15 protein-coding genes are annotated in these 20,701 nt (G+C 55.2%); 9 read left to right on the plus strand and 6 right to left on the minus strand.

The genetic code is table 11. The annotated features are described in order from the left end of the window. Positions 1-30: 30 nt before the first annotated feature. On the plus strand, positions 31-162 hold the full coding sequence (locus tag WCO56_16970) for a pectate lyase (protein MEI7731270.1): 132 nt from the start codon (positions 31-33) through the stop codon (positions 160-162). A 55-nt stretch (positions 163-217) separates the two neighbouring features. Here WCO56_16970 and WCO56_16975 read toward each other — a convergent pair whose 3' ends face one another. Together WCO56_16975 and WCO56_16980 are read right to left on the minus strand one after the other, a co-directional pair. Further along, the gene (locus tag WCO56_16975; protein MEI7731271.1) at positions 218-1,174 is read right to left on the minus strand and encodes a polysaccharide deacetylase family protein; all 957 of its coding nucleotides are present in this window, start codon (positions 1,172-1,174) and stop codon (positions 218-220) included. Positions 1,175-1,286: 112 nt separating this feature from the next. After that, positions 1,287-2,219 carry a metalloregulator ArsR/SmtB family transcription factor gene (locus tag WCO56_16980; GenBank protein ID MEI7731272.1) on the minus strand — a complete coding sequence of 311 codons (933 nt, stop codon included), beginning with the start codon at positions 2,217-2,219 and terminating at the stop codon, positions 1,287-1,289. A gap of 156 nt (positions 2,220-2,375) precedes the next feature. Between WCO56_16980 and metK the strand changes: the two genes are divergently transcribed. The 3 genes from metK (at position 2,376) to WCO56_16995 (ending at position 6,683) form a co-directional block, all read left to right on the plus strand. Beyond that, a complete protein-coding gene (metK, locus tag WCO56_16985; GenBank protein ID MEI7731273.1) occupies positions 2,376-3,551 on the plus strand; it encodes a methionine adenosyltransferase in 1,176 nt (391 codons plus the stop codon). Positions 3,552-3,566: 15 nt separating this feature from the next. Further along, positions 3,567-4,994, plus strand: a complete 1,428-nt coding sequence (ahcY, locus tag WCO56_16990; GenBank protein ID MEI7731274.1) for an adenosylhomocysteinase — start codon at positions 3,567-3,569, stop codon at positions 4,992-4,994. 321 nt (positions 4,995-5,315) lie between these two features. Beyond that, on the plus strand, positions 5,316-6,683 hold the full coding sequence (locus WCO56_16995; GenBank protein MEI7731275.1) for a Gfo/Idh/MocA family oxidoreductase: 1,368 nt from the start codon (positions 5,316-5,318) through the stop codon (positions 6,681-6,683). 173 nt (positions 6,684-6,856) lie between these two features. Here the strand turns inward: WCO56_16995 and WCO56_17000 are convergent, their stop codons facing one another. From WCO56_17000 to WCO56_17015, 4 genes are all read right to left on the minus strand, one after another. Continuing rightward, on the minus strand, positions 6,857-7,477 hold the full coding sequence (locus WCO56_17000) for a PEP-CTERM sorting domain-containing protein (GenBank protein ID MEI7731276.1): 621 nt from the start codon (positions 7,475-7,477) through the stop codon (positions 6,857-6,859). Between the two features lie 62 nt (positions 7,478-7,539). After that, on the minus strand, positions 7,540-8,178 hold the full coding sequence (locus tag WCO56_17005) for a hypothetical protein (GenBank protein MEI7731277.1): 639 nt from the start codon (positions 8,176-8,178) through the stop codon (positions 7,540-7,542). Positions 8,179-8,376: 198 nt separating this feature from the next. Next, positions 8,377-9,423, minus strand: coding sequence for a low-specificity L-threonine aldolase (gene ltaE, locus WCO56_17010; GenBank protein MEI7731278.1), 1,047 nt, complete (start codon positions 9,421-9,423; stop codon positions 8,377-8,379). Positions 9,424-9,472: 49 nt separating this feature from the next. Then, the gene (locus WCO56_17015; GenBank protein ID MEI7731279.1) at positions 9,473-10,588 is read right to left on the minus strand and encodes a Fic family protein; all 1,116 of its coding nucleotides are present in this window, start codon (positions 10,586-10,588) and stop codon (positions 9,473-9,475) included. Between the two features lie 226 nt (positions 10,589-10,814). Here WCO56_17015 and WCO56_17020 point away from each other — a divergent pair, with 226 nt between their 5' ends. The 5 genes from WCO56_17020 (at position 10,815) to WCO56_17040 (ending at position 20,594) form a co-directional block, all read left to right on the plus strand. After that, the gene (locus WCO56_17020; protein ID MEI7731280.1) at positions 10,815-11,024 is read left to right on the plus strand and encodes a DUF433 domain-containing protein; all 210 of its coding nucleotides are present in this window, start codon (positions 10,815-10,817) and stop codon (positions 11,022-11,024) included. Further along, positions 11,021-11,350 carry a DUF5615 family PIN-like protein gene (locus WCO56_17025; protein MEI7731281.1) on the plus strand — a complete coding sequence of 110 codons (330 nt, stop codon included), beginning with the start codon at positions 11,021-11,023 and terminating at the stop codon, positions 11,348-11,350. The genes WCO56_17020 and WCO56_17025 overlap by 4 nt, the downstream gene beginning before the upstream one ends. Before the next feature lie 173 nt (positions 11,351-11,523). Next, positions 11,524-14,682, plus strand: coding sequence for an SNF2-related protein (locus WCO56_17030; GenBank protein MEI7731282.1), 3,159 nt, complete (start codon positions 11,524-11,526; stop codon positions 14,680-14,682). Beyond that, positions 14,669-19,564, plus strand: a complete 4,896-nt coding sequence (locus WCO56_17035) for a hypothetical protein (GenBank protein MEI7731283.1) — start codon at positions 14,669-14,671, stop codon at positions 19,562-19,564. Before WCO56_17030 ends, WCO56_17035 begins: the two co-directional genes overlap by 14 nt. A gap of 91 nt (positions 19,565-19,655) precedes the next feature. Further along, positions 19,656-20,594 carry a DUF2971 domain-containing protein gene (locus tag WCO56_17040; protein MEI7731284.1) on the plus strand — a complete coding sequence of 313 codons (939 nt, stop codon included), beginning with the start codon at positions 19,656-19,658 and terminating at the stop codon, positions 20,592-20,594. The last annotated feature ends 107 nt before the right edge of the window (positions 20,595-20,701 follow it).

The following is a 20,701-nucleotide window of genomic DNA, read 5'->3' on the forward strand; positions in this document are numbered from 1 at the left end:
ACCCACGGATAAAAAAATCACCGAAAACAGTTGCAAAAATTAACACCGTTGCTGGCGGAAATCGGTTATGAGCGACGCAACGGTTACGCCTGGTACGGTAATTGGCCCGCCGCGCTGCTGGATAAAGAGTATCCCGCGTGGAAGCGAACCAAAAGCAAGTGAATCCATCCTGTCTGCAGAAACATTTAACAAAACCTTGACCGGCGCGGCATAGAAATCAACGGCTGACGGCAGGTTGCAGGGTAATGGTACCGCCGTTGGGCACAGCATCGAATAGCAACTGCCCTTTTGCCGCCAGGCGGACGGTGCGATTGGTGCCCTGAACGATACCGCATTGTTGCCAGGCGGCTGGCACCGCCGTAATGAGGGTCAAGGGAGCATCGTAGAGTTGTGCGGCGGCGGCGCTTGTGAGTTCCAATCGGAGGCTCCGTTCACTGGCGTCCAACACGCGCACTTTGGCGGTAGCCTGCTCCGTGGCGTATTTATGCATGGAGATGTGATCGGTGATCCACAACTGACCCGCATCACGCCGCTCCTTCAAGGCGTCGAGCAGCGGCAGGAAGACATCTTGCTTTAGCGCCCAGAAATCCTGGTAACTCCAATTCGGTTTGATGCGTTCGACGCCGTGAATGACCAGGTATTCCATGCCGTTGGTAGCGATGGCGCGATCCGCCAACGCCAGCATTTCAGCAGTAGTCTTGAGGTGATAGACAGCACCATGGTTTTTGAAGTCCGGTCGGCTGATCAAATGATTCTTTTCCAACAGTTGCTGCGTCTCGACCGGTGTCAGGTTCCAGGTCTTGACGCCAGGCATGCCCCAGGAGATCAGGCGTGGTTCGTTCCCCGGCACCATGCGCAAGATCGCGCGATTGCACTCGGTGATTTCACGGTCAGCATCCGCCACGTTGGTCGCGCCTTGATGCGTCATGGTATGATTGCCATAGACCATACCCTGCCGCCATAAGTTGGTTTCCCATTCCCCGCTGAATTTCTTGTATTCGCCTTTGCCGGGATTGATGTAAAAAGTGGCGGTCATCCCGCGTTTGAGCAATTCCGGCACGGCGACCTGCCAATGGCTGGGCCAGCTATCGTCGAACATCAGCAGAAACGCGGCTTTCCGATCATCTTTCCACCGGGCGACCCGGGTGCTTCCCAGTGGCTCAGGCTCAGCCAAACAGGACACGCTTGAGCACAGCCAACAAAGACCAAGTCCAGCAACCAGCAACCGATGGTGGACGCGCTGCAAACTTGTCTTCCCGCAAAACTGTAAAATCCGTTTGATCATTTTATGCCTTTTCGCCGCTGACCAACAGCGTTTCAAAATGCGGCGGCTGTTCTTCCACGGCCACCCGCTGCACTTCGATGTGTTTGAAGCCAGCCAACTCCATCCATTGATGCAATTCCGCCTCGGTAAAACCCAGCCAGCGATCCCCGTACAATTCCCGGGCCTGTTCAAATTTATGCGCGAGCAAATCCAGAATGAACACCTGCCCGCCCGAACGAAGGATGCGGAACGCGCTGGCGATGGCGTTGGCGGGAGTAACCGCGTGATGCAGTGCCTGGCTCAGGATGACCAAATCCACGCTGGCTGGCACAATGGGCGGATTTTCCAGATCGCCCAAACGGAATTCCAAATTCTTCAACCCGTTCTTTTTGGCTTTGCGCGCCCCGAACGCCACCATTTTCTCCGAGTTATCCACGGCAATAATGCGCTTGCAACGGCGGGCCAGCAATTCGCTCAACAACCCTTCGCCCGACCCCAGATCCGCCACTTCCAAGGGCGGCATGATGCGGAGCAGCAGTTGGCCGAACGCCTGCCACGAGCGTCCTGGACCGTAGCTGCGATCAAAACGCCCCGCCACCTGGTTGAAATACAGCTTATCCTGTTGCTGCCGCAACCCCAGGATGCGTTTGCGGTTTAATTGATCGGCGGCATGTTCCGGCGTCTCCGTGGCGCCTTGCACCGCGATGCGGAAGAACTCCTGCGTCGCAACGTCCGCGCTGGCATTGGCGCGGTAGAACGTTCGTTTTCCATCGCGCCGGGATTCCAGGAAGCCGGTTTCCTGTAACTGCCCCAGATGCGTGGAGATACGCGACTGCCCCAGGTGAGTGATTGCCTGAAGTTCCTGCACAGAGAGTTCCTCCCCCTCAAGCAAGGCGAGAATGCGCAATCGGGTGGGGTCCGAAAGCGCGCGCAATGATTTCAAAGTGGAGAACATACGTTAAATAACAGTCCGGCTCATTCGCATTTCAGCCGTTCCCCCCGAATATTTTCATAAAAACAAGGTTGACGACTTGCAAAATGTATATATCATCCTATCTTGATACGTCAATATGTTGTTTTGACAAAACGTTAAACTAAAAAATATATACTCATGAGCAGACGCTTTATCTTCTCGTCCGAGTCCGTTGGCGAAGGCCATCCGGACAAGGTGTGCGATACCATTTCAGATTACGTGCTGGACGCGTGTCTGACGCAAGACAAAAACAGCCGCGTGGCTTGCGAAACCTACGCCAAGAGCAATGTCGTGGTCGTTGGTGGTGAAATCACCACCAAGGCCAAACTGGACTTTGTGGACATTGCCCGCACCGCCATTCGCGATATCGGCTACACCCACGATGACGATGTGTTCCACGCAGACAAAGTCTTCGTGCTGAATATTGTCACGAAGCAAAGCCCGGACATCGCCCAGGGCGTGGATGCCCGCGCGGCGGAAGGCAAGAAGAAGGCGGAACAAGGCGCTGGCGACCAAGGCCTGATGTTCGGCTATGCCTCGAATGAAACCCCGGAATTGATGCCGGCCCCCATCATGTTCGCGCACCGTCTGGGACGTGAACTCACGCGAATCCGCAAGGCCGGTGGCGCGGCCTGGCTGCGTCCGGACGCCAAGAGCCAGGTATCCATTGAATATGTGGATGGCAAGCCAACCCACGTCACCAACGTGGTGGTTTCCACCCAGCACTCCGCGGACGTGAAGCATTCCGTCATCGAAGACTTTATCATCAAGAACGTCGTCAAGAAAGTCATCCCGGCGGAAATGCTGACGAAAGAGACCATCTATTTGATCAACCCCACCGGTCGGTTCGTCGTCGGCGGACCGCAGGGCGACACCGGGTTGACCGGGCGCAAGATCATTGTGGACAGCTACGGCGGCATGGGCCGTCACGGCGGTGGCGCGTTCAGCGGCAAGGATCCGTCCAAGGTGGATCGCAGCGCCGCGTACATGGGGCGTTATGTGGCCAAGAACATTGTGGCTGCCGGTCTGGCGCAACGCGCTGAAATCCAATTTGCCTATGCCATCGGTTATCCTGACCCGGTTTCCGTGTCCGTAGATACCTTTGGCACCGGCGTCATCAGCGACGAGCAGATCACGGCGGCGGTTTGCCAGGTGTTCAGCTTCAAGCCGGCGGACATCGTGAAGCAATTGAACCTGCTCCGACCGATCTATGCCAAGACGACCAATTACGGTCACTTCGGCAAGACGGATGACAAAGACCTGACCTGGGAAAAGACGGACAAAGTCGCCGCGCTGAAGAAGGCCGCGAAATAAGTTCAATCGAATATTATGAAGAAGAAAACTTCCGCTAAAAAGACGGATTTCAAGGTCCGCGACTTGGCCCTCGCCGAATGGGGCCGCAAAACCATCGAGGTCTCCGAGCATGAAATGCCCGGCCTGATGGCCATCCGCGCCAAATACGGCCCGCAAAAGCCGCTCAAAGGCGTGCGCGTCACCGGGTCATTGCACATGACCATCGAGACCGCCATCCTGATCGAGACGCTGGTGGAACTCGGTGCCAACGTGCGTTGGGCCAGTTGCAACATCTTCTCCACCCAGGATCATGCCGCCGCCGCGATTGCCGCCGCCGGCATCAGCGTGTTTGCCTGGAAAGGCGAATCGCTCGAAGAATATTGGGATTGCACCCTGGACGCCCTCACCCATCCCGGCATGAAGGGCCCCCAACTGATTGTGGACGACGGCGGCGACGCCACCCTCCTCATTCACAAGGGATTTGAACTGGAAAACGGCAGCGACTGGGTGAACTCCGCCAGCGGCAGCCACGAAGAACAGGTCATCAAGGACCTCCTCAAGCGCGTAGCCAAGGAACGCCCTGGGTTCTGGCATGAAGTGGTCAAGGACTGGAAAGGCGTTTCGGAAGAAACCACCACCGGCGTGCATCGCTTGTACCAGATGCTCGAAGCCGGCAAACTGCTGGTCCCCGCGATCAACGTCAACGACTCCGTCACCAAATCCAAATTCGACAACCTCTATGGTTGCCGCGAATCCCTGGCGGACGGCATCAAGCGCGCCACGGACGTCATGGTGGCCGGCAAGGTCGCCTGCGTGTGCGGTTACGGCGATGTCGGCAAAGGCAGCGCGCATTCGCTGCGCGGCTTTGGCGCCCGGGTCATCGTCACGGAAATTGACCCCATCAACGCCCTTCAGGCGGCGATGGAAGGGTTTGAAGTCGCCCCGATCGAGGACACCCTCGGCACTGCCGACCTGTACGTCACCTGCACTGGCAACTGCGACATCATCACCTTGGAGCACATGCAGAAGATGAAGGATCAAGCCATCGTCTGCAACATTGGTCACTTTGACAATGAAATCCAGGTGGACCGCTTAAACACTGCCAAGGGCGTCAAGAAACTGAACATCAAACCGCAGGTGGACAAATACACCTTCGCGGGTGGGAACAGCATCTACATGCTGGCGGAAGGCCGGCTCGTGAACTTGGGTTGCGCCACTGGCCATCCCAGCTTCGTTATGTCGAACTCCTTCACCAATCAGTGCCTCGCCCAACTGGACCTTTGGAAAACCAGGGAAACCAGCAAAATCGGCGTGTATCGTTTGCCCAAGAAACTGGACGAAGAAGTGGCCCGCTTGCACCTGGAAAAGATCGGCGTGAAACTGACCAAGCTGACCAAGAAGCAGGCCGATTATATCGGCGTGCCCGTGGAAGGCCCGTACAAACCGGAACACTACCGGTATTAATTAACAAGGTTTACACAATCAAATGCAATCGAAAGGCGGACGGGCAACCGTCCGCCTTTTCCTTTGCCCGGAATTCTCAATGCGTCATGGATGAGTTCCGGTCCTTTCGCCTTTCTGATCCCAACCGATTCCTCGGTCAGGCGCGCCTGCAAGCCGCCACAGTCAGCGTGGAGTGACCTCGTCAGGGCCATTCACAACCCGATCAGAATTGTCAGGCGGCAGTGGGTGTCACATTAGTGATCCGGCTGCCAATTTTTCCTTTCCAGACATTCAAACCTGACCGATAATCCTCTGCATCAGCTTTACAAAAAAATAAGCACTATGAAAAAAACAGTCTCCAGACGCAGTTTTTTGCAGTCATCCACCTTGATGGCTGCCTCGGTGGCGACCTTGCCAGCCTTCAGTCTATTCGCTGCCACCAAACCGGGCAAGAACCGTGCCAACGCCCCAGTGGTTACCGCCCCAAATGAGCGCATGCGGTTCGGCTGTATTGGCAATGGCAATATGGGGCGCGGCGATGCTGCCAACGCCAAACGCTATGGCGACATTCTCGCGCTGTGCGACACGGATCATTCACGCTCGGAAACCCTGAACAAAACCCTGGCGGAAGGCAAAGCAACCATTTACGAAGATTACCGGAAGCTGTTGGAACGAAAAGATATCGAAGCCGTAACTATCAGCACCCCGGATCATTGGCATACCAAGATCGCCATGGATGCCATGCGTGCCGGCAAGGATGTTTATTGCCAGAAACCATTAACCTTGACCATTGATGAAGGAAAACAGCTTTGCCGGGTAGTGAAGGAAACCGGGCGGGTATTGCAAGTAGGTACCCAACAGCGCAGCGAATATCGCAATATGTTTCTCACGGCCGTGGCCATGGCGCAGGAAGGCCGCATCGGCAAGCTCAAACGGGTGGTTTGTGTCATTGGGAACGGCCAAAAAGGCGGCCCATTTCCGGCGGCCACTCCACCGCCCGGGCTGAATTGGGATTTGTGGCTGGGGCAAGCGCCCAAGGTCGATTATCGCAAGGAGCGTTGCCATGGGACCTTCCGGTGGTGGTTTGAATATTCAGGCGGCAAGATAACCGATTGGGGCGCGCATCATGTAGATATCGCCCAATGGGCCATTGGCATGGAAAACAGCGGCCCCAGTTCCGTGGAGGTGGTTTCCAACGAGATGCCGGTACCGATGAAAAACGGCTATCCCACCAGAGATGACTCCTATAACACGTCGTTTTCCTTTGCCGTCCGGTGCCTGTTTCCCAATGGCATTGAATTATTGATCACCAGCAATCACACGGATGCAGTGATGGATGGCAAGAATGGCATCGTCTTCGAGGGAGAAAAAGGCAAATACTTTGTCAGCCGCCAGGTGTTGCAGGGCGAACCGGTGGATGCCCTCAAACAAAATCCCATCGCCGACAGCACGCTGATTAAGCTTCGCAAAGGCAAACCGATTAATGATACGCACATGGGCAATTTCGCCGCTTGCATCAAGGATCGCTCCCTGCCTGCCTCGGACGTTTTTACCCACCATCGCATTATTACCACCTGTCACCTGGCCAACATCGCCATGCGGCTGGGACGCAAATTAAACTGGGATCCCAAGAGCGAGCAATTCGTTGGCGATGCCGAAGCCAACACCTTTCTTTCGCGTCCGCAGCGCAAAGGTTACGAGACGGTATAAACGCGCATTTTTGCGGATCGGCAAGTTGAGTTTAACCGCGAATTGCACGGATGGGAATTGCCACAAAAGAACGGGAAAACAATATTCTCCCAGCCTCGTTGATTGACGACTGTTATTCAGGCAAGTTCTTATCGTTCACAATCAGTGCGACGCTGCGGGCAAATGGATGGGGCTCACCGTCGCCGCCGGAAACGCGCCGCCGCCATCAAGCCCAGTGCCAGCAGCCCCAGGCTTCCCGGTTCGGGCACGGGTGTCACCAATAAATTATCAGCCATGAAGATCGGCCCCCAATCTCCGCCGGTGGGTGGCGGCGCGTCGTAGTGAACCACCACACTGTTGAATCCTTGCAGGGAACTGAACCCCAAGGTTGCTGATGGCCACGTGCCTGGCGGGTCTGCCGTGGCCGAGCTTGTCCCGACCAGGGAGCCGTCCATGTAGGCCGTGACCCGCATACGGGCCGAGGAATCGCAGGCGTATTCCTCCGGCGCGTAGAGGATCGAAAAATCACTCAGCGGCTGGGAGAAACTAATCAGAAGATCCGCGGCAAATACGCTGTTGGGATAAATGCATGCGCCAGAGAAGCCGGCCGGCGTGAATCCCAATGTGTTCGCGGCTTGAATCGAAAAACCCTGGCCGGTGGCCGAGAATTGGGCGGTGATGCTGTCCACCGTTAAGTTCAACGGCAGTGACGAGTGGATTGGGGCGTTGTCGAAATCAAACAGCACGCTGGCTGCCGGGGCTTGCACGGTGAGGAAGCCGAGTAGTGCGAGAGTCACTGGGATTCGTGTTTTCATAGCTGAATTTCCTTTATGGTTGGTGATATGGATTCACTGAATGCGTCATGGAAAATATGGGCTTATTTGTTCTTCAGGAGAGCACCTTTTTCTTCCCGTTCCGCCTGCGCTATGGCGGCGGCCTGCACGGCGGATTTTTGCTCGGTGGTGAGGATAACTTCGAGGCGCTGGGCAAGTTCGGTTTTGATGGTTTCCTGCAAAGTCTGGCGCAGTTGGGTGGTTTTGGCCTCATCCCCTTTGGCCTGCGCCATCACTGGCTGCAAGGTTTGGACCGCCGCCTGTTGCGCTTCTTCCGCGGCGTTCTGGATGCGGCCGACGAGCGCTTTCTGTTGTGGGGTTAGGATCTCAGCCACGGCTTGGCGCAGTTTTTCCCGGGCTTCTTCGTATTGCTTTTGGTAGGCGGCCCGCTCCTCCTTGGAGGCGTCCGGGTTCTGCTTCAACTTTTGTCCGGTGGCACGGAGGTCACTGTTATCTGCAATTTCCTGGCGGGCCTTTTGCAGGTCGAGTTTCTGGTCATCCGTGAGCAGCAGCGCGGCAACAATGCCGGGATACCAGCGGTCCAAGGCGAAAGGCATTTTACCCTTCATGGTGAAGAACAGTTCACTGCCGGGCAAACCGGGCGGCTTTTTAAATTGCGCCCCTGCGGAGGTGGCGACACTCACCAGCAGCATCAGGGTCAAGCTGAGGATAGACTTATTCATTGGTGGCGAACCTACGTCCACCTAAGTGGGGAATCAAGCGTGAATTTTTGCGGTGCCGGAGCCAGGTTTTTAACCCGAAACCCGGTTATTCAAGGCGATGATTGTCGTTTGTGGTTCCCACGCTGCATGAGGTCTTGGTGCTCATGCGGTTACTGTTGGTACGCCTCATACGTTCACTTGTTGTTACGGTGATTCAAACTAAGACTTTGCGCAGACCTGGCGGAAGGCGGCAATGGCCCGCCGGATATCGGCGCGCGAGATCATGAGATGGGTGACCAGGCGGATGCTTTTCGGTCCCACCGCCAGCATCCGGATGCCCAGCGCGTCCATTTTCTGCACCAAATCCGCCGCCGGTTGGCTGACTGTTTGGAATACCACCATGTTTGTTTCCACCGATTTGACATCCAATTCCACTCCGGGCAACTCCGCCAGCGCGGCCGCCAGCATTTGGGCATGCGCGTGATCCCGGGCCAGGCGTTCGCGGTGATGCTCCACGGCATACAACGCGCCGGCCGCAATGATTCCGGCCTGCCGCATGCCGCCGCCGAAGACTTTGCGCCAGCGGCGGGCCCGCTCGATAAATTCCACCGGGCCGGCCAGGGCAGAACCTACCGGCGCGCCCAATCCTTTTGAGAAGCAGACGCTCAGGGAATCCACGTGCCGGGCATACTCCTTTTCCGGAATGCCGGTCGCGACCGAGGCGTTCCATAAACGTGCGCCGTCCAGGTGCAACTTAAGGTCGTGCTGGCGGGCTGTGGCGGCTACCGCGCGGAGAGTCGGCAGGGGCCAAAGACTCCCGCCGCCCCGATTGTGCGTGTGTTCCAGGCATACCAGCCGGGTGGTTGGAAAGTGGATGTTGGCTGGGCGCAAGACTTCCCGCAGATCATCCGGCCCGAAGATGCCCCGGCGTCCTTCGATACAGCGGCACTGCACCCCGCTGAGAACCGCCGGGCCACCCGCTTCGTAGTAATAGATATGGGCGTTGGCTTCCACGATGACCTCATCGCCAGGCCGGGTATGGGTGCGAATCGCGATCTGGTTGGCCATGGTCCCGGAGGGGACATACAGCGCGGCCGGCTTGCCAAGCAGTTCGGCAGTGCGTGCTTCGAGTTGTCGGATGGTGGGATCTTCACCCCATACGTCATCGCCCACCGGAGCCTTCGCCATGGCTCTCCGCATGGCGGAAGTGGGCAGCGTCAGGGTATCACTGCGCAGATCAACGACACCGTCGGTTTGGTTCTTCATGCTCACGGTGAACGTGATAGCTCGAATTCATTCGCAAAGCAATCCCCGGTTAACGCGCCCCCGGTTCAGCCAGATGATAACTCGTATTCCGTCCTCCCCCCGTGTCCTGGACTAAAATGCCGCCATCGAGCAGAATTTTGATATCCCGCAAGGCCGTGTCATTGGAGCATTTGGCAAGTTTGGCATATTTCGACGTGGAGAGTTTGCCTTCAAAATCGTCCAGCAGCCGGTTAATGACCTTGCGCTGCCTTTCATTCACCGGCGACTGGTTATGGATTCGTTCCCAAATCTTTGCCTTTCGCAGCACCCTCTCCAGTCCCGTTTCCGCTCCGGCAATGGCACGGCCCAGACAGCCCAGAAACCATTCCAACCATGAAGTAATATCCATTCCGCCCTTTTGGCTTCGTTCCAGGTTCAAGTAATACTGCTTCTTCTCAGCTTCGATCTGCGTGGACATGCTGTAGAATCGTTCCTTCGTGCCGTCCGCGCGTGCCAGCGCCAAATCCGCGAGCGCCCGGCTTATGCGCCCATTGCCATCCTCAAACGGATGGATGGTCACGAACCAGAAATGGGCAATGCCTGCCTTGATTACAGGCTCAACGCCATTTGCTTTCTCAAACCAGTCAAGAAAAACTGACACCTCATGCTGAAGGCGATCCGCCGCCGGCGCTTCAAAATGAACCCGCTCACGACCAATGGGGCCGGACACCACCTGCATCGCGCCGATCGTTGCCGGACGCCACGCCCCAACTGTGATTCGCCGCAGACCATTCCGTCCTGTCGGAAACAATGAGGCGTGCCAGGCAAACAACCGTTCGGCTGTCACCGGTTCGGCGTATTTTTGGGTGGCATCCAGCATCATCTCGACCACGCCGTCAACATCGCGACTGGACTGCACGGTGCCGCCGAAATCAAGTCCCAGCCGCCGCGCGATGGAAGATCGCACTTGCTCAACATCCAGCAGCACACTTTCGATGGCACTCGATTTCATTACATCGTCCGTGAGGGTCGTCAGGCTGGCTTCCGCCCGCAGTTGAAAACCAAGCCCTTCCATCCGCCCCAGCAAACGCCCCTGCCGATGCCGGACATCGGCCAGCAACGGCAACAACTTCGCCGTGTCCCACTTTAAATTCGGCCAATCTGCATGTTCATGAATGTAACGCACGATTTAATCTCCGTTGAATTTGCGGTGATTGCAAGTATTATTCGCCGCATTTTATGCGGTGAATAACCTGCCAATTCACCGCAAGACCGCCGCGAGCTACTTCGGATTTCGGGTTTAACCACGGATGAACACCGATGAACACGGATGGTAACTACCGCAAATAAGCGAATTAGATTTTACCCAGCCAACCCTTGAATATTCGGTTAAATCGGTTAAACTGATTGGCATGAAGAAGTGGATTGTCAGAGATCAGGGGCACTTGGGCGGAAGCCCGCGTGTGCGGGGTACGCGCATCTCCGTGGCGCTTATCCTGGAATCGCTCGCTGCGGGTATGTCAGTCGTTGAAATCGTGGACGCATACCCGAGCCTGACCGAGGAATCAGTGCGCGGCGTACTGGCTGAACTGGCTCATCAGCAGGAATTGCAGCCGGCATGAAAATTTTGTTGGACGAGAATTTGCCGCGAAAACTTGTTCTCGCCTTGCGTGCGGAAGGCCACGAAGTCGAGTCGGTTATCACGCTGCGGTTTCAGGGTTTGGATAACGGACGGCTTTACCAATTCGCGATTAAAAACTTCGATCTCTGTTTCACTCGTGATTTTGGCTTCAGCAACAATGTTCGTCAGGGTAAAGCGCCGGCGAAATTCAAATTACTGCGCGTGACATTGGCGCAAAAGCCGCAGGATGAATTCATTAAGGATTTTATTGCGGCATTTCGCGCGACCGACCTGGCCAGATTCCAGCATGGTGACGATTGGCCGTGATAACAGAATACACAATTACGCACGTTTAAGTTTTCAAGCCCGTTTAAGACAAGCATGAACAATGCTATTTGGGTTCATATTTCTACTTGGTTTTTTCATAAAAAACGGTATAAGTTTTGCAATGGCCAATGATTATGGATGTTGGCCTGTGGAAAAATTGGTCAGCAACATAAATGGGACAACAATTCCAGCCAGGACAAATGGTGTGCCTCCTTGCAGACCCTGAACGTAAAGGGCCAGTCATAGAGGTAATGCCGATTATTGCCGGACGGGTTCGTTATCGCGTCTTCCATTCACCCACAGAAATACGAGAGTATTACGAAGAACAAATTGCCGCAGTTAGCCCGCAGGTTTGTCAGTCATCGCCTTTATCTTTTTTCTCGGATCACACATTGTCTGCTGCAGAGTTTAATGCTCGCCTCACGGCCCTTCGATTGGCAAACCCGCTGACAGATAACCTCTACGCCCTTCATGCCGCCAGAATTCAGTTCATCCCCTTTCAGTTCAAGCCGCTCCTCCGGTTGCTTCGGTCCGATCGTCCACGCCTATTGGTGGCGGACGAGGTCGGGGTTGGAAAAACCATTGAGGCTGGATTGATGCTTAAGGAGCTTCAATCGCGACAACGTCTCGACAATGTCATTATCGTTTGCCCCAAGTCACTTGTTCCCAAGTGGCGCGCCGAGATGCGCCGCTTTGATGAAGATTTTCATCCGCTCAAGGCCGACACCCTTCGCTACTGCCTCCGCGAGGCGCATCTCGATGGGGCGTGGCCAGCCAAATACTCTCGCGCCATCGTACATCTGGAACTTTTCCGCAATCCTGACTACCTTTTTGGCACTGAGGGCAGAAACGCACGTCCCGGCCTTGCCACCCTCGATCCACCAGCGCAATTCAGCCTTGCGATTTTCGACGAGGCTCATCACCTGCGGAACACGGACACCAACTCTAACCAATTAGCCCGGTTTATCTGCGATAACAGCGAGGCGGCAATATTTCTTTCGGCTACGCCAGTTCACATTGGATCCCGGAATCTCTTCACCCTGGTAAATCTGCTCCGGCCTGACCTGTTTCCAGATGAAGCTGTTTTTCGTGAGATGATGGAGCCTAACCGCCACCTCAACCAGGCGATTCGACATATCCGCAGCCGGCAGCCTGCTGATTCTTGGACTCGGGATGCCGCAGTCTCGCTGGGTTCTGCAGCTGCAACCTCATGGGGCACCCGCACGCTCGTCATTGATCCGCGATTTCGTGAGTGCCTTTCCGCACTCTCGTCGCCAGCGGCACCAGCCGATGCCAGCCGTGTCCGGTGCCTGCGAGATTTGGAGGAACTGCACACGCTCGCCCATGTAATGAATCGTACCCGACGGCGCGATATTGGCCGTTTCACGGTCCGTGAGCCACACACCGTCAGCGTGCCGTTCACACCTGCCCAGGAATCGTTCTACCGGGCGCTCATTGAGTTCCGCACCCAGGTTCTGCTGCTCCGCTACGATCCGCTTGTTATCCGGCTCATTGTGGACATGTTGGAACGACAAGCCGCCAGTTGTCTTCCCGCGCTATTACCCACGCTCGACACCTTCATTGAGACGGGACGATTCTCCACCGCACAGCTTACCGATGCTTGGGATGAGGATGCGGAGGACTTTGAATTGCCAGAGCCACTCCGCTGCCAAGCGGAAGACCTCCGCGCCCAAGCCAAGCAATTGCCCCCCGACGATCCCAAGCTTGAAGCGCTCTTGGCCATTGCACGGACCACCGTTGAGGCTTCTGGCTCGCGCAAGTTGTTGGTTTTCTCCTTTTTCATCCATACCCTTCGATACTTGGAACATCACCTACGCACCGCTGGATTCAGGGTGGGCATTATTACGGGGCAGACCCCTGACGATCTGGATGAATACCGCACTCTGCAAATTAACGAGCCCACTCGGAGCCAGCTTCGAGATCGTTTTCGCAAACCAACCTCCGATCCTGATGCACTCGATATCCTCCTTTCCTCCGAAGTTGGTTGCGAAGGGCTCGATTACGAGTTCTGCGATCGTCTCGTCAACTACGACATTCCATGGAATCCCATGCGACTGGAGCAGCGCATTGGTCGCATTGACCGCTTCGGCCAACGTAGCGATAAAGTGCTCATCTTCAACTTTGTTACTCCCGGTACGGTAGAGGAGCGAATCTTTTTCCGCTGCTTCGAGCGCCTCGGCATCTTCCGCGACACTGTTGGCGACTGCGAGGAAGTCCTTGGCGAAATGTCGGTCACCGAACAACTTCTCGAAGTTGCTCGCAATCCGCAACTCACACCGGAGCAGGCCGAGGCAAAAGCCCGCCAAATTACCGATAATGCATTGCGGGTCGTGGAAGAACAGCGCCGACTGGAACAGGAAGGCGGTGCGCTCCTTGGCCTCGACCAAGCGCTGACGGATGAAACCGTGTCCGCACAAGCCGAGGGGCGTTTCATCGCCCCAGACGAACTGCGGACCATGATTCAGTTCTTTCTCACCCGGCCTGAATATGGCGGTGCGCTGGAAGCGGACCGTGACAAACCGGCACAATTTCGCCTCCGCCTGAACAAAGAGGCTCGCGCCGCACTTGCCCAAAAACTCCGCTCTTGGCTCCCGCCCGACCGGGCGCTGACTGCATTCCGCCGTTGGCTTGATGGTGCGGAGCCTCATCTCCTTGTCACCTTTGACCAGGCCACAGCCGTCGAATACCGTGAACTTCCCTTCATTACGCCAGTTCATCCGCTGGCCCGACTCGCAACCGAAGCACTCAAACATCCACCGCAATCCCTTGCAGCCCGCCTTCGCGTCAACAGCACGGATGTGCCCGCCGGCATTTACGTATTTGTATGCGACTTGTGGGAAACCGTTGCTGTTCGACCTGAGGTGCGCCTCGTGCCGTTGGCATGGAGTCTTTCTGGCCAGTGTTCCGCTCCCGACGTTGCCAGACGCCTGCTTCTTCTGCTAAATCGTACCGAGACGGCGGTGACGCCAGTTTCTGGTCTTCCGGGTGTCGAGTTGGCCATTGCGGGATTAGACGAGTGCATTCATCGCGAGCGTGATATTGCCCTTGCCACTCTTACTGCTCATAACGCCCGGTTGGTGGAACTCAAGTTAGCCAGCTTGGATGCCTACCATCGGAATCGCCTTGCCCGCATCCAGACGGAGTTGGCCAATGCTCGCGAAGACCGGATTCGCCGCATGAAAACCGCTGAACTGGCCCGAGCTGAACGTGACCATGTCGCACGCCGTGCCGAGATCGAGCGCCGGAGGCAGGCGGACATCATTCGGGAGCGGGTGGCGGTTGGTATTTTGGAGGTGTGTGGTGGCAACTGATTACAACCGTATCCGGGAGGAGAATATTGGGCGCTACGGCACCGAGACTGCCCATCTGGCTCTCCTTGGCGACCTCTACTCTGAGCGGACGCATTTCATCTTTGAACTCCTTCAGAATGCTGAGGATGCCAAGGCGACACAGGTTCAATTCCGTCTCGGTGAAAATAATCTGGAACTGTGCCACGACGGTCGCGTCTTTACACCGGACGATGTTCGCGGTATCTCCAGCATCTGCCAGAGCACCAATCAAGGCGACCCGGAGCGGATCGGTCGGTTTGGCATCGGATTCAAGTCGGTGTATGCCTACACGCGCCGTCCTGAAGTGCACTCCGGAGACGAGCATTTCGCCATCGAACACTACGTCCGGCCCGAAGAGGCGGTCCCGCGAAATGCCACAGACCATTCAACGACCCTCATTGTTTTGCCCTTCAACGCGGCATCAATTTCCGCGTCTGAGGCCCACCGTGAAATAAAAGCAGCCTTTGCCAGGTTCGATCCAATTAATCTCCTGTTCCTGCGCCATATCCAAAAAGTCGATTTATTCGTGGACGGCCAAGGGGTAACAGCTTTAGTCCGAAAACCGGTGGCCCAACTTTCCCCGTCTGTTCGTATGGTAGCCACCAGTTCCTCAGCCGCAGGTTTCTCGGAGCAGCGATGGTTGCTATTTGACCGCGCGGTGAGCGTGTTCACCCCCGCTGGGAAGCAGATCGAGTTGCGAGTTGAAGTAGCGTTTTCTTTGACGGCCGGCAGTTCGGCCCAGGAGCTAAAAGTTGTCCCGCGAGACCGGGCTAATTTAGCTGTGTTTTTTCCAACCAGCAGACCCACAGGTACGGGGTTCATTCTCCAAGCGCCGTTTATTCCAACGCCAGACCGGTCAAATGTCCGGGAAAATGAACCTCTGAATATCCGTTTGGCAAACGAACTAGCGGCATTGGTTGTCGCATCACTCCGCTGGCTGCGGGATAATGGAGCTCTTTCCAAGGCAACTCTTGCCATCCTGCCGCTCAAGCGCGCTGACTTTTCCGAAGATAACCTCTTCCGGCCTCTCTTCGACCGTGTATTGCGCGCCCTCAAAGAGGAACGCCTCCTGCTTGGTCACTCAGCAACGAGTGGTCCCCCTGCATTTGTTTCTGGCTGCCAGGCCAAAGCTGCTAGTTCATCGGAATTGCGGGAGCTTATTTCGAGCAATCAGCTTCAGGAATTGGCTGGTGGTGGCACTGATTGGGGCTGGCTTGCCGATGGCATTAGTGTGCGGGGGGATTCCGATCTTGCCTGCTACCTGCGAAAAGAGGTTGGCGTTTGCGAAGTTACTGCGAGTGACTTTGTGTCGTGGCTGGAGAGTCAGAAGGCGGATTGGTGGAAGACCCTTGATCAGGGATGGTTGGTACGTGTTTATCGCTACTTGCAATCACAGTCTGCAGAGCATAGACGGTTGCGTAAGCTGCCACTCATTCGGCTGGAGAGCGGTGAACATGTATCTCCCGAAACCCAAGCCGTGTTCTTTCCGGCGGACAACATCCATGAGAAGAAAGAACTGGCCCCGTTCCTGCCGCAGCTTCCCATCATTCGCCAGAGTTTGGTGGATGACGACGAGGACAAAGCAATTGAGAATTTCTTGCGCCAAATGGGGGTTGCTCGCCTCGCGGCGACAGAGTTCATACGCCGTGTTCTGATCCCTCGATATTCCAGTCCAAAGGGTATTTCCGCCGAAGAGAATCGCACGCACGTTAGGTTCGTATTTCAGGCGTTCCAACGGATGCCGGCGCAGGAGAAACAGGAGTTAATTTCCGAACTGCGTGGTTTGGCTTGGCTCCTTTGCCGCAAAGCAACCGAGCCTGGAAAATTGTTCTTTGTCAGGCCCACCCAGGCGTATTTACCGCAGCAATTTACTCGCAATCCTGCTTTGGAAATCTTCTTTGCCGCCATCCCTGAAACATTTTTTGTGGATCCTGGTTATCTTTGCGCCGGGGAAGAATGGATTGCTTTTCTCAGCACTTTGGGCTGTTCGAGGTTACCAGCGTTTTCTGATGACAAGCATGATATCGTTGGCCTAAACGAGGCTCTGAAGCGTTTACCGACAATCTCTGTAGAAGATGCGCTCCACCTTTCCAACGCGATCCTCGATATCTTATCCAGCCTGGTTCCCGAGGACGAGTGGCGGCGAGATTCAATTCTTCAGGTCTCTGAATCTGTTTACGGACCGCGGGGAGGATGGCACGGGCATAGACAAGTCGAGGCGCGATTTCTTGGGCGGCTTAAGAACACGGCTTGGCTCCCTGATGAAAATGGAAAGCTTCATACTCTCGATCAGCTTTTTGAGGATACCGAACAGAATCGGCGCTTGCTTGGCGATAGCGTGTCATATTTGCGCAAGTCAGTAGAATTGAATTCCGAGAAGCTTCGGTGGTTGCTGAGGCAATGCGGTTTCCACCGTGGCGCAACAAAAGAGGCCGTTTTGGTGCGGCTAAAGCGTCTAAAAACTCAAACGGTGCCACTTTTACTGGTAACTCCGCTTTACGATTTCCTTGCCCAATCAAGTGCGGACCTCTCCGAACCCTTTGAGAAGGGTGAACTGATCTTCTGTCCCGACGCAGAACCGCCTTGGCGAGCGCCTTCTGAGGTGTTCTGGGAGGATGAGTCTCCAGTGTTTGGCTCAACTCGCGGGTATCTTAAGAAGCATTATCCAAAGCTCCGTGAATTCTTCTCGAGTGCGGGCGTGCCTCAGAGCGCTGGCCCCACGGACTATGTCCAGGCCTTGCTTGAGCTTTCCAAACTGGCCGTCCCCGATCAAGCAACCCGAATTCGCATTCATCGCATCTATAAGCGGCTCATCCCCCGGTTGGAGGAGGGCGGTGACTGGCAGAGTGAGCAGACATGGCGAACCTACTGGGCTAAACTTGAAATCGGGTGCCACTGGTTTGGTCGAAAATCAACTACATTTGGATTCTATCGGCTGGATGAACTTGTGCGCGTGGATAACGAGCATATCGCCGGGTTGTTCCAAGATGAACTGGCGTTGTGGGACTTTCCCGACCTCAATGACTTTGCGAGCACACAACTCAAAATTGCCCCGGTATCGTCGGCGCAGTGCCGCTTCAAAGTGGAAGGCGAGGGTGAGGTTCAGGCAGACCTTGCCAACCGTCTGAGTGAAATCTGGATATTCGTGACAGCCTTTCTCGAGTCCGAGAAATGGCAGACTGCTGTTCGGGAAGGGGCTAAGTCTGCAATTTCAACGGCCCCGACAGTCCGCCTTGCGCAGCGTATTGCCGTTACTTATGAACTGAAAGGCGTTTCTGCCGAGGAGTTTGGCGGTAAAGACGGCTTCGTGGACGAGGAGAAAGCCGTTGTTTGGCTTGCCCAGAAAGCGGACAAGGACGATTTAATCGAGGCTTTAGGTGACGCCCTTCAAGAGTTTTTTGGCCCTGAAGTCCTTCGCGAGTATATCTGCGATTTGTTTCGCAAAGATCCTAAGAAGGCCGTGGAGAAATGGCGAAAGAAAGGATTGATTCTGAGCCCCCCCCGGGAAACCGCTGCTGATGTGGCGGCGGAACCGATACCATCGACCGATAAGAAAGACGAAGCAAGTCATGGTGATGATTCTACCAAAGCCACTGGTCTTGCTTTAGAGCCAAACATAATCCAGACCACACCACCGGACGAGCCTGTTAGCCAGAAACCAACTTCCGCCAATACATCCGATACTGCTAACGGTGCCACGCCCGCCCCCGGAGTTACACCCGGAGTCACAGTTGAGCAACCAACCTCAGCAGGGGTTGGTCTTTCGCAGCCAAAACATGCCACACAGGTCAATCCACAAACACCTGAACCGGCTAACAATGCCCCCTTGCCAAGGGATACCGGAGGAAATAGAGAATCCCCAACTACTCCAGCCAAAGAAGAATCAAGAATGGCAGAGTCTCCATCCGACATTCCTTCTGATGCCCCACCTAAAGAAATCCCGCAAGCCCTGCACGATGCATTCAATAAACCGGGAGAAACGACCATCTCCGATGACCGGCCACCATCCGGTCCTGTCAAGGATCCAAAAAAACGCCTCGAAGGGATTATTAAAGAATACGCGGACCGAAAGAGTGGGGAGCCGGCTGCTTCCCAGCGAGTCACCCGCCGCGTGATTGATGTTTGGGATCAAAAGAACAAAGGCATCAGGGATTTCCTTTATGAGGAATATGCGGGCAGGTGCCAGATTTGCGGAGAGACCAATCGTTTTCCCCGGCGGGACGGCAAGGCCTATTTTGAAGCGGTTTATCTGATCCCACACACTGCGGCGGCATGGACAGATGGACCAGGAAGCGTCATTTCCCTTTGCGCTTTATGCTCTGCCAAGTTCCAATATGGTGTCGTCAAATGTGGGAATGTCGCTGACCAAATACGTACCCAGAAGGCAGTTAACGATGGTGGACATAGCACACCCACGGTCAAAATTGAATTAATTGGTAAGCCAGCCACTATCGAATTTTCGGAACGGCATCTGTTAGAGGTCAAAGGGATGCTTTCCGTCGCGCATCCCGACCATCCAGAAACAGGGACTATTTCAAACAATTCCCAAACGACACCACCGCCTTCGACAGTTGAGGATCAAAAGCCTCCTCAATCCCCAAACGACCCCCAGCCCCTTGCTTTAAAAGACAAGTGGGTTCGCTGTCCTAAATGTCATCGGAATGCCCCTTTGGTTCGTGGTGATAGGTTTGATCGGCATATTACTAAAGCTCATTCTACTAAAGCTCATTCAAGTAGAGTTACAGGCGGAGCTCCATACTCTCCGCTGCCTAAACCGGTAAAGGAAACGACTGGCCTGCGCCGATGTCGTGCATGCGGTAGCCCCGTGGTTCCCGGCGAAGATTACTGCTACTCCCACATGTGAGCCCTGGCCTCATGAATCACCCAAAATCCATTTTCGTTTGCATTGCGTCGCTCCAGCCTGTTGCCTTTGACTCCTTGGCGGGCTTGGTGCCATGGCAGTGCATCGGCAAAAGAAAAAGGCAATGCTGATGACTCATGGAGTTATTGAAAATGGACCCGTGCCGGTGAACCCGCGTTCTGTGCTCTGGCGTTACGTCAGTCTACCCACGTTGCTTCTTTACCTCGATAAACGGCTGCGACTTTCATCCATTCTGGCTCTGCGGAGAATGGACAGGCTGGAGGGGCTACCATCATGGAACCATGTTACTCAATCGAATGGCTTCTCTGTGGCTGAGCGCGAGCAGCTATGGAAGTTCGTTCCGTCAAGGCTCTCCCGGAGCGATCAGAAAATATTTCGCCTTAATGCTAATCACTCGGGAGCTAACCAACGTATTGTTTACGACCATTGGAATCGGTTGATTGACTCGACTCGATACGCGCTGAGTTTCTTTCTTGCTCCACACGAATCCATCGCAATGTGGCGCCTCTACGCGCCTCAAGGATTCGCCATCCGCACCTCTTTGGATTCCCTGAACAAGGCATTGGTGCACACGGAACGGAAATGGCGGATCAGCCGGATGAAATACTGGGATAAAACCGCAGAAATCAATCCGGATCAACTGTCCGCCGACCCTGAACTAAAGTCTGCTTTGCGTCGCCCTTTCTTGCTGAAGAGTCGCGAGTACGATTACGAGAACGAAGTCAGGCTTTTCACGGTTGATGGCCACGCTCGTCGAAATTTGGTCGTGGAGCAGGTTGCGCCCGAAGACTGGATTGAGGAAATGCGGGTTTCACCCGAAATCTGGAGTGAAGATGCGGCGCTGCTGCGCGACCTCGTGAAAAGCCGCTGTCCAATGCTTGAGAACCGCCTCGGACCATCACCCCTTGCGAGTGTATCCAACCATGCCGAATCCTGTTGGTCAGAAATTGAAGCAGGTGTTTCCAATGAGAACGCGCAGAAGAACTGGCCCACTTTTCTGTGGGAGCCATGAACCAGAGATAGTTAGAGGATAGCATATTTATTACCTGCCCTTGGGATCAGTATCGCGTAATTTTTTGCAAGCGGCGAGATTTCCGGGGCTTTCATGAAGACTTTCCA

The organism is Verrucomicrobiota bacterium, assembly GCA_037139415.1.
In the GTDB taxonomy this organism is placed as follows: Bacteria; Verrucomicrobiota; Verrucomicrobiia; order Limisphaerales; family Fontisphaeraceae; genus JBAXGN01.

Bases quoted from the DNA above. Each gene is read 5' to 3' on its own strand.
- WCO56_16980 (MEI7731272.1), bottom strand. From the start codon at position 2,219: ATGTTCTCCACTTTGAAATCATTGCGCGCGCTTTCGGACCCCACCCGA.
- metK (MEI7731273.1), top strand. From the start codon at position 2,376: ATGAGCAGACGCTTTATCTTCTCGTCCGAGTCCGTTGGCGAAGGCCAT.
- ahcY (MEI7731274.1), top strand. From the start codon at position 3,567: ATGAAGAAGAAAACTTCCGCTAAAAAGACGGATTTCAAGGTCCGCGAC.
- WCO56_16995 (MEI7731275.1), top strand. From the start codon at position 5,316: ATGAAAAAAACAGTCTCCAGACGCAGTTTTTTGCAGTCATCCACCTTG.
- WCO56_17000 (MEI7731276.1), bottom strand. From the start codon at position 7,477: ATGAAAACACGAATCCCAGTGACTCTCGCACTACTCGGCTTCCTCACC.
- WCO56_17005 (MEI7731277.1), bottom strand. From the start codon at position 8,178: ATGAATAAGTCTATCCTCAGCTTGACCCTGATGCTGCTGGTGAGTGTC.
- ltaE (MEI7731278.1), bottom strand. From the start codon at position 9,423: ATGAAGAACCAAACCGACGGTGTCGTTGATCTGCGCAGTGATACCCTG.
- WCO56_17020 (MEI7731280.1), top strand. From the start codon at position 10,815: ATGAAGAAGTGGATTGTCAGAGATCAGGGGCACTTGGGCGGAAGCCCG.
- WCO56_17025 (MEI7731281.1), top strand. From the start codon at position 11,021: ATGAAAATTTTGTTGGACGAGAATTTGCCGCGAAAACTTGTTCTCGCC.
- WCO56_17030 (MEI7731282.1), top strand. From the start codon at position 11,524: ATGGGACAACAATTCCAGCCAGGACAAATGGTGTGCCTCCTTGCAGAC.
- WCO56_17040 (MEI7731284.1), top strand. From the start codon at position 19,656: ATGGCAGTGCATCGGCAAAAGAAAAAGGCAATGCTGATGACTCATGGA.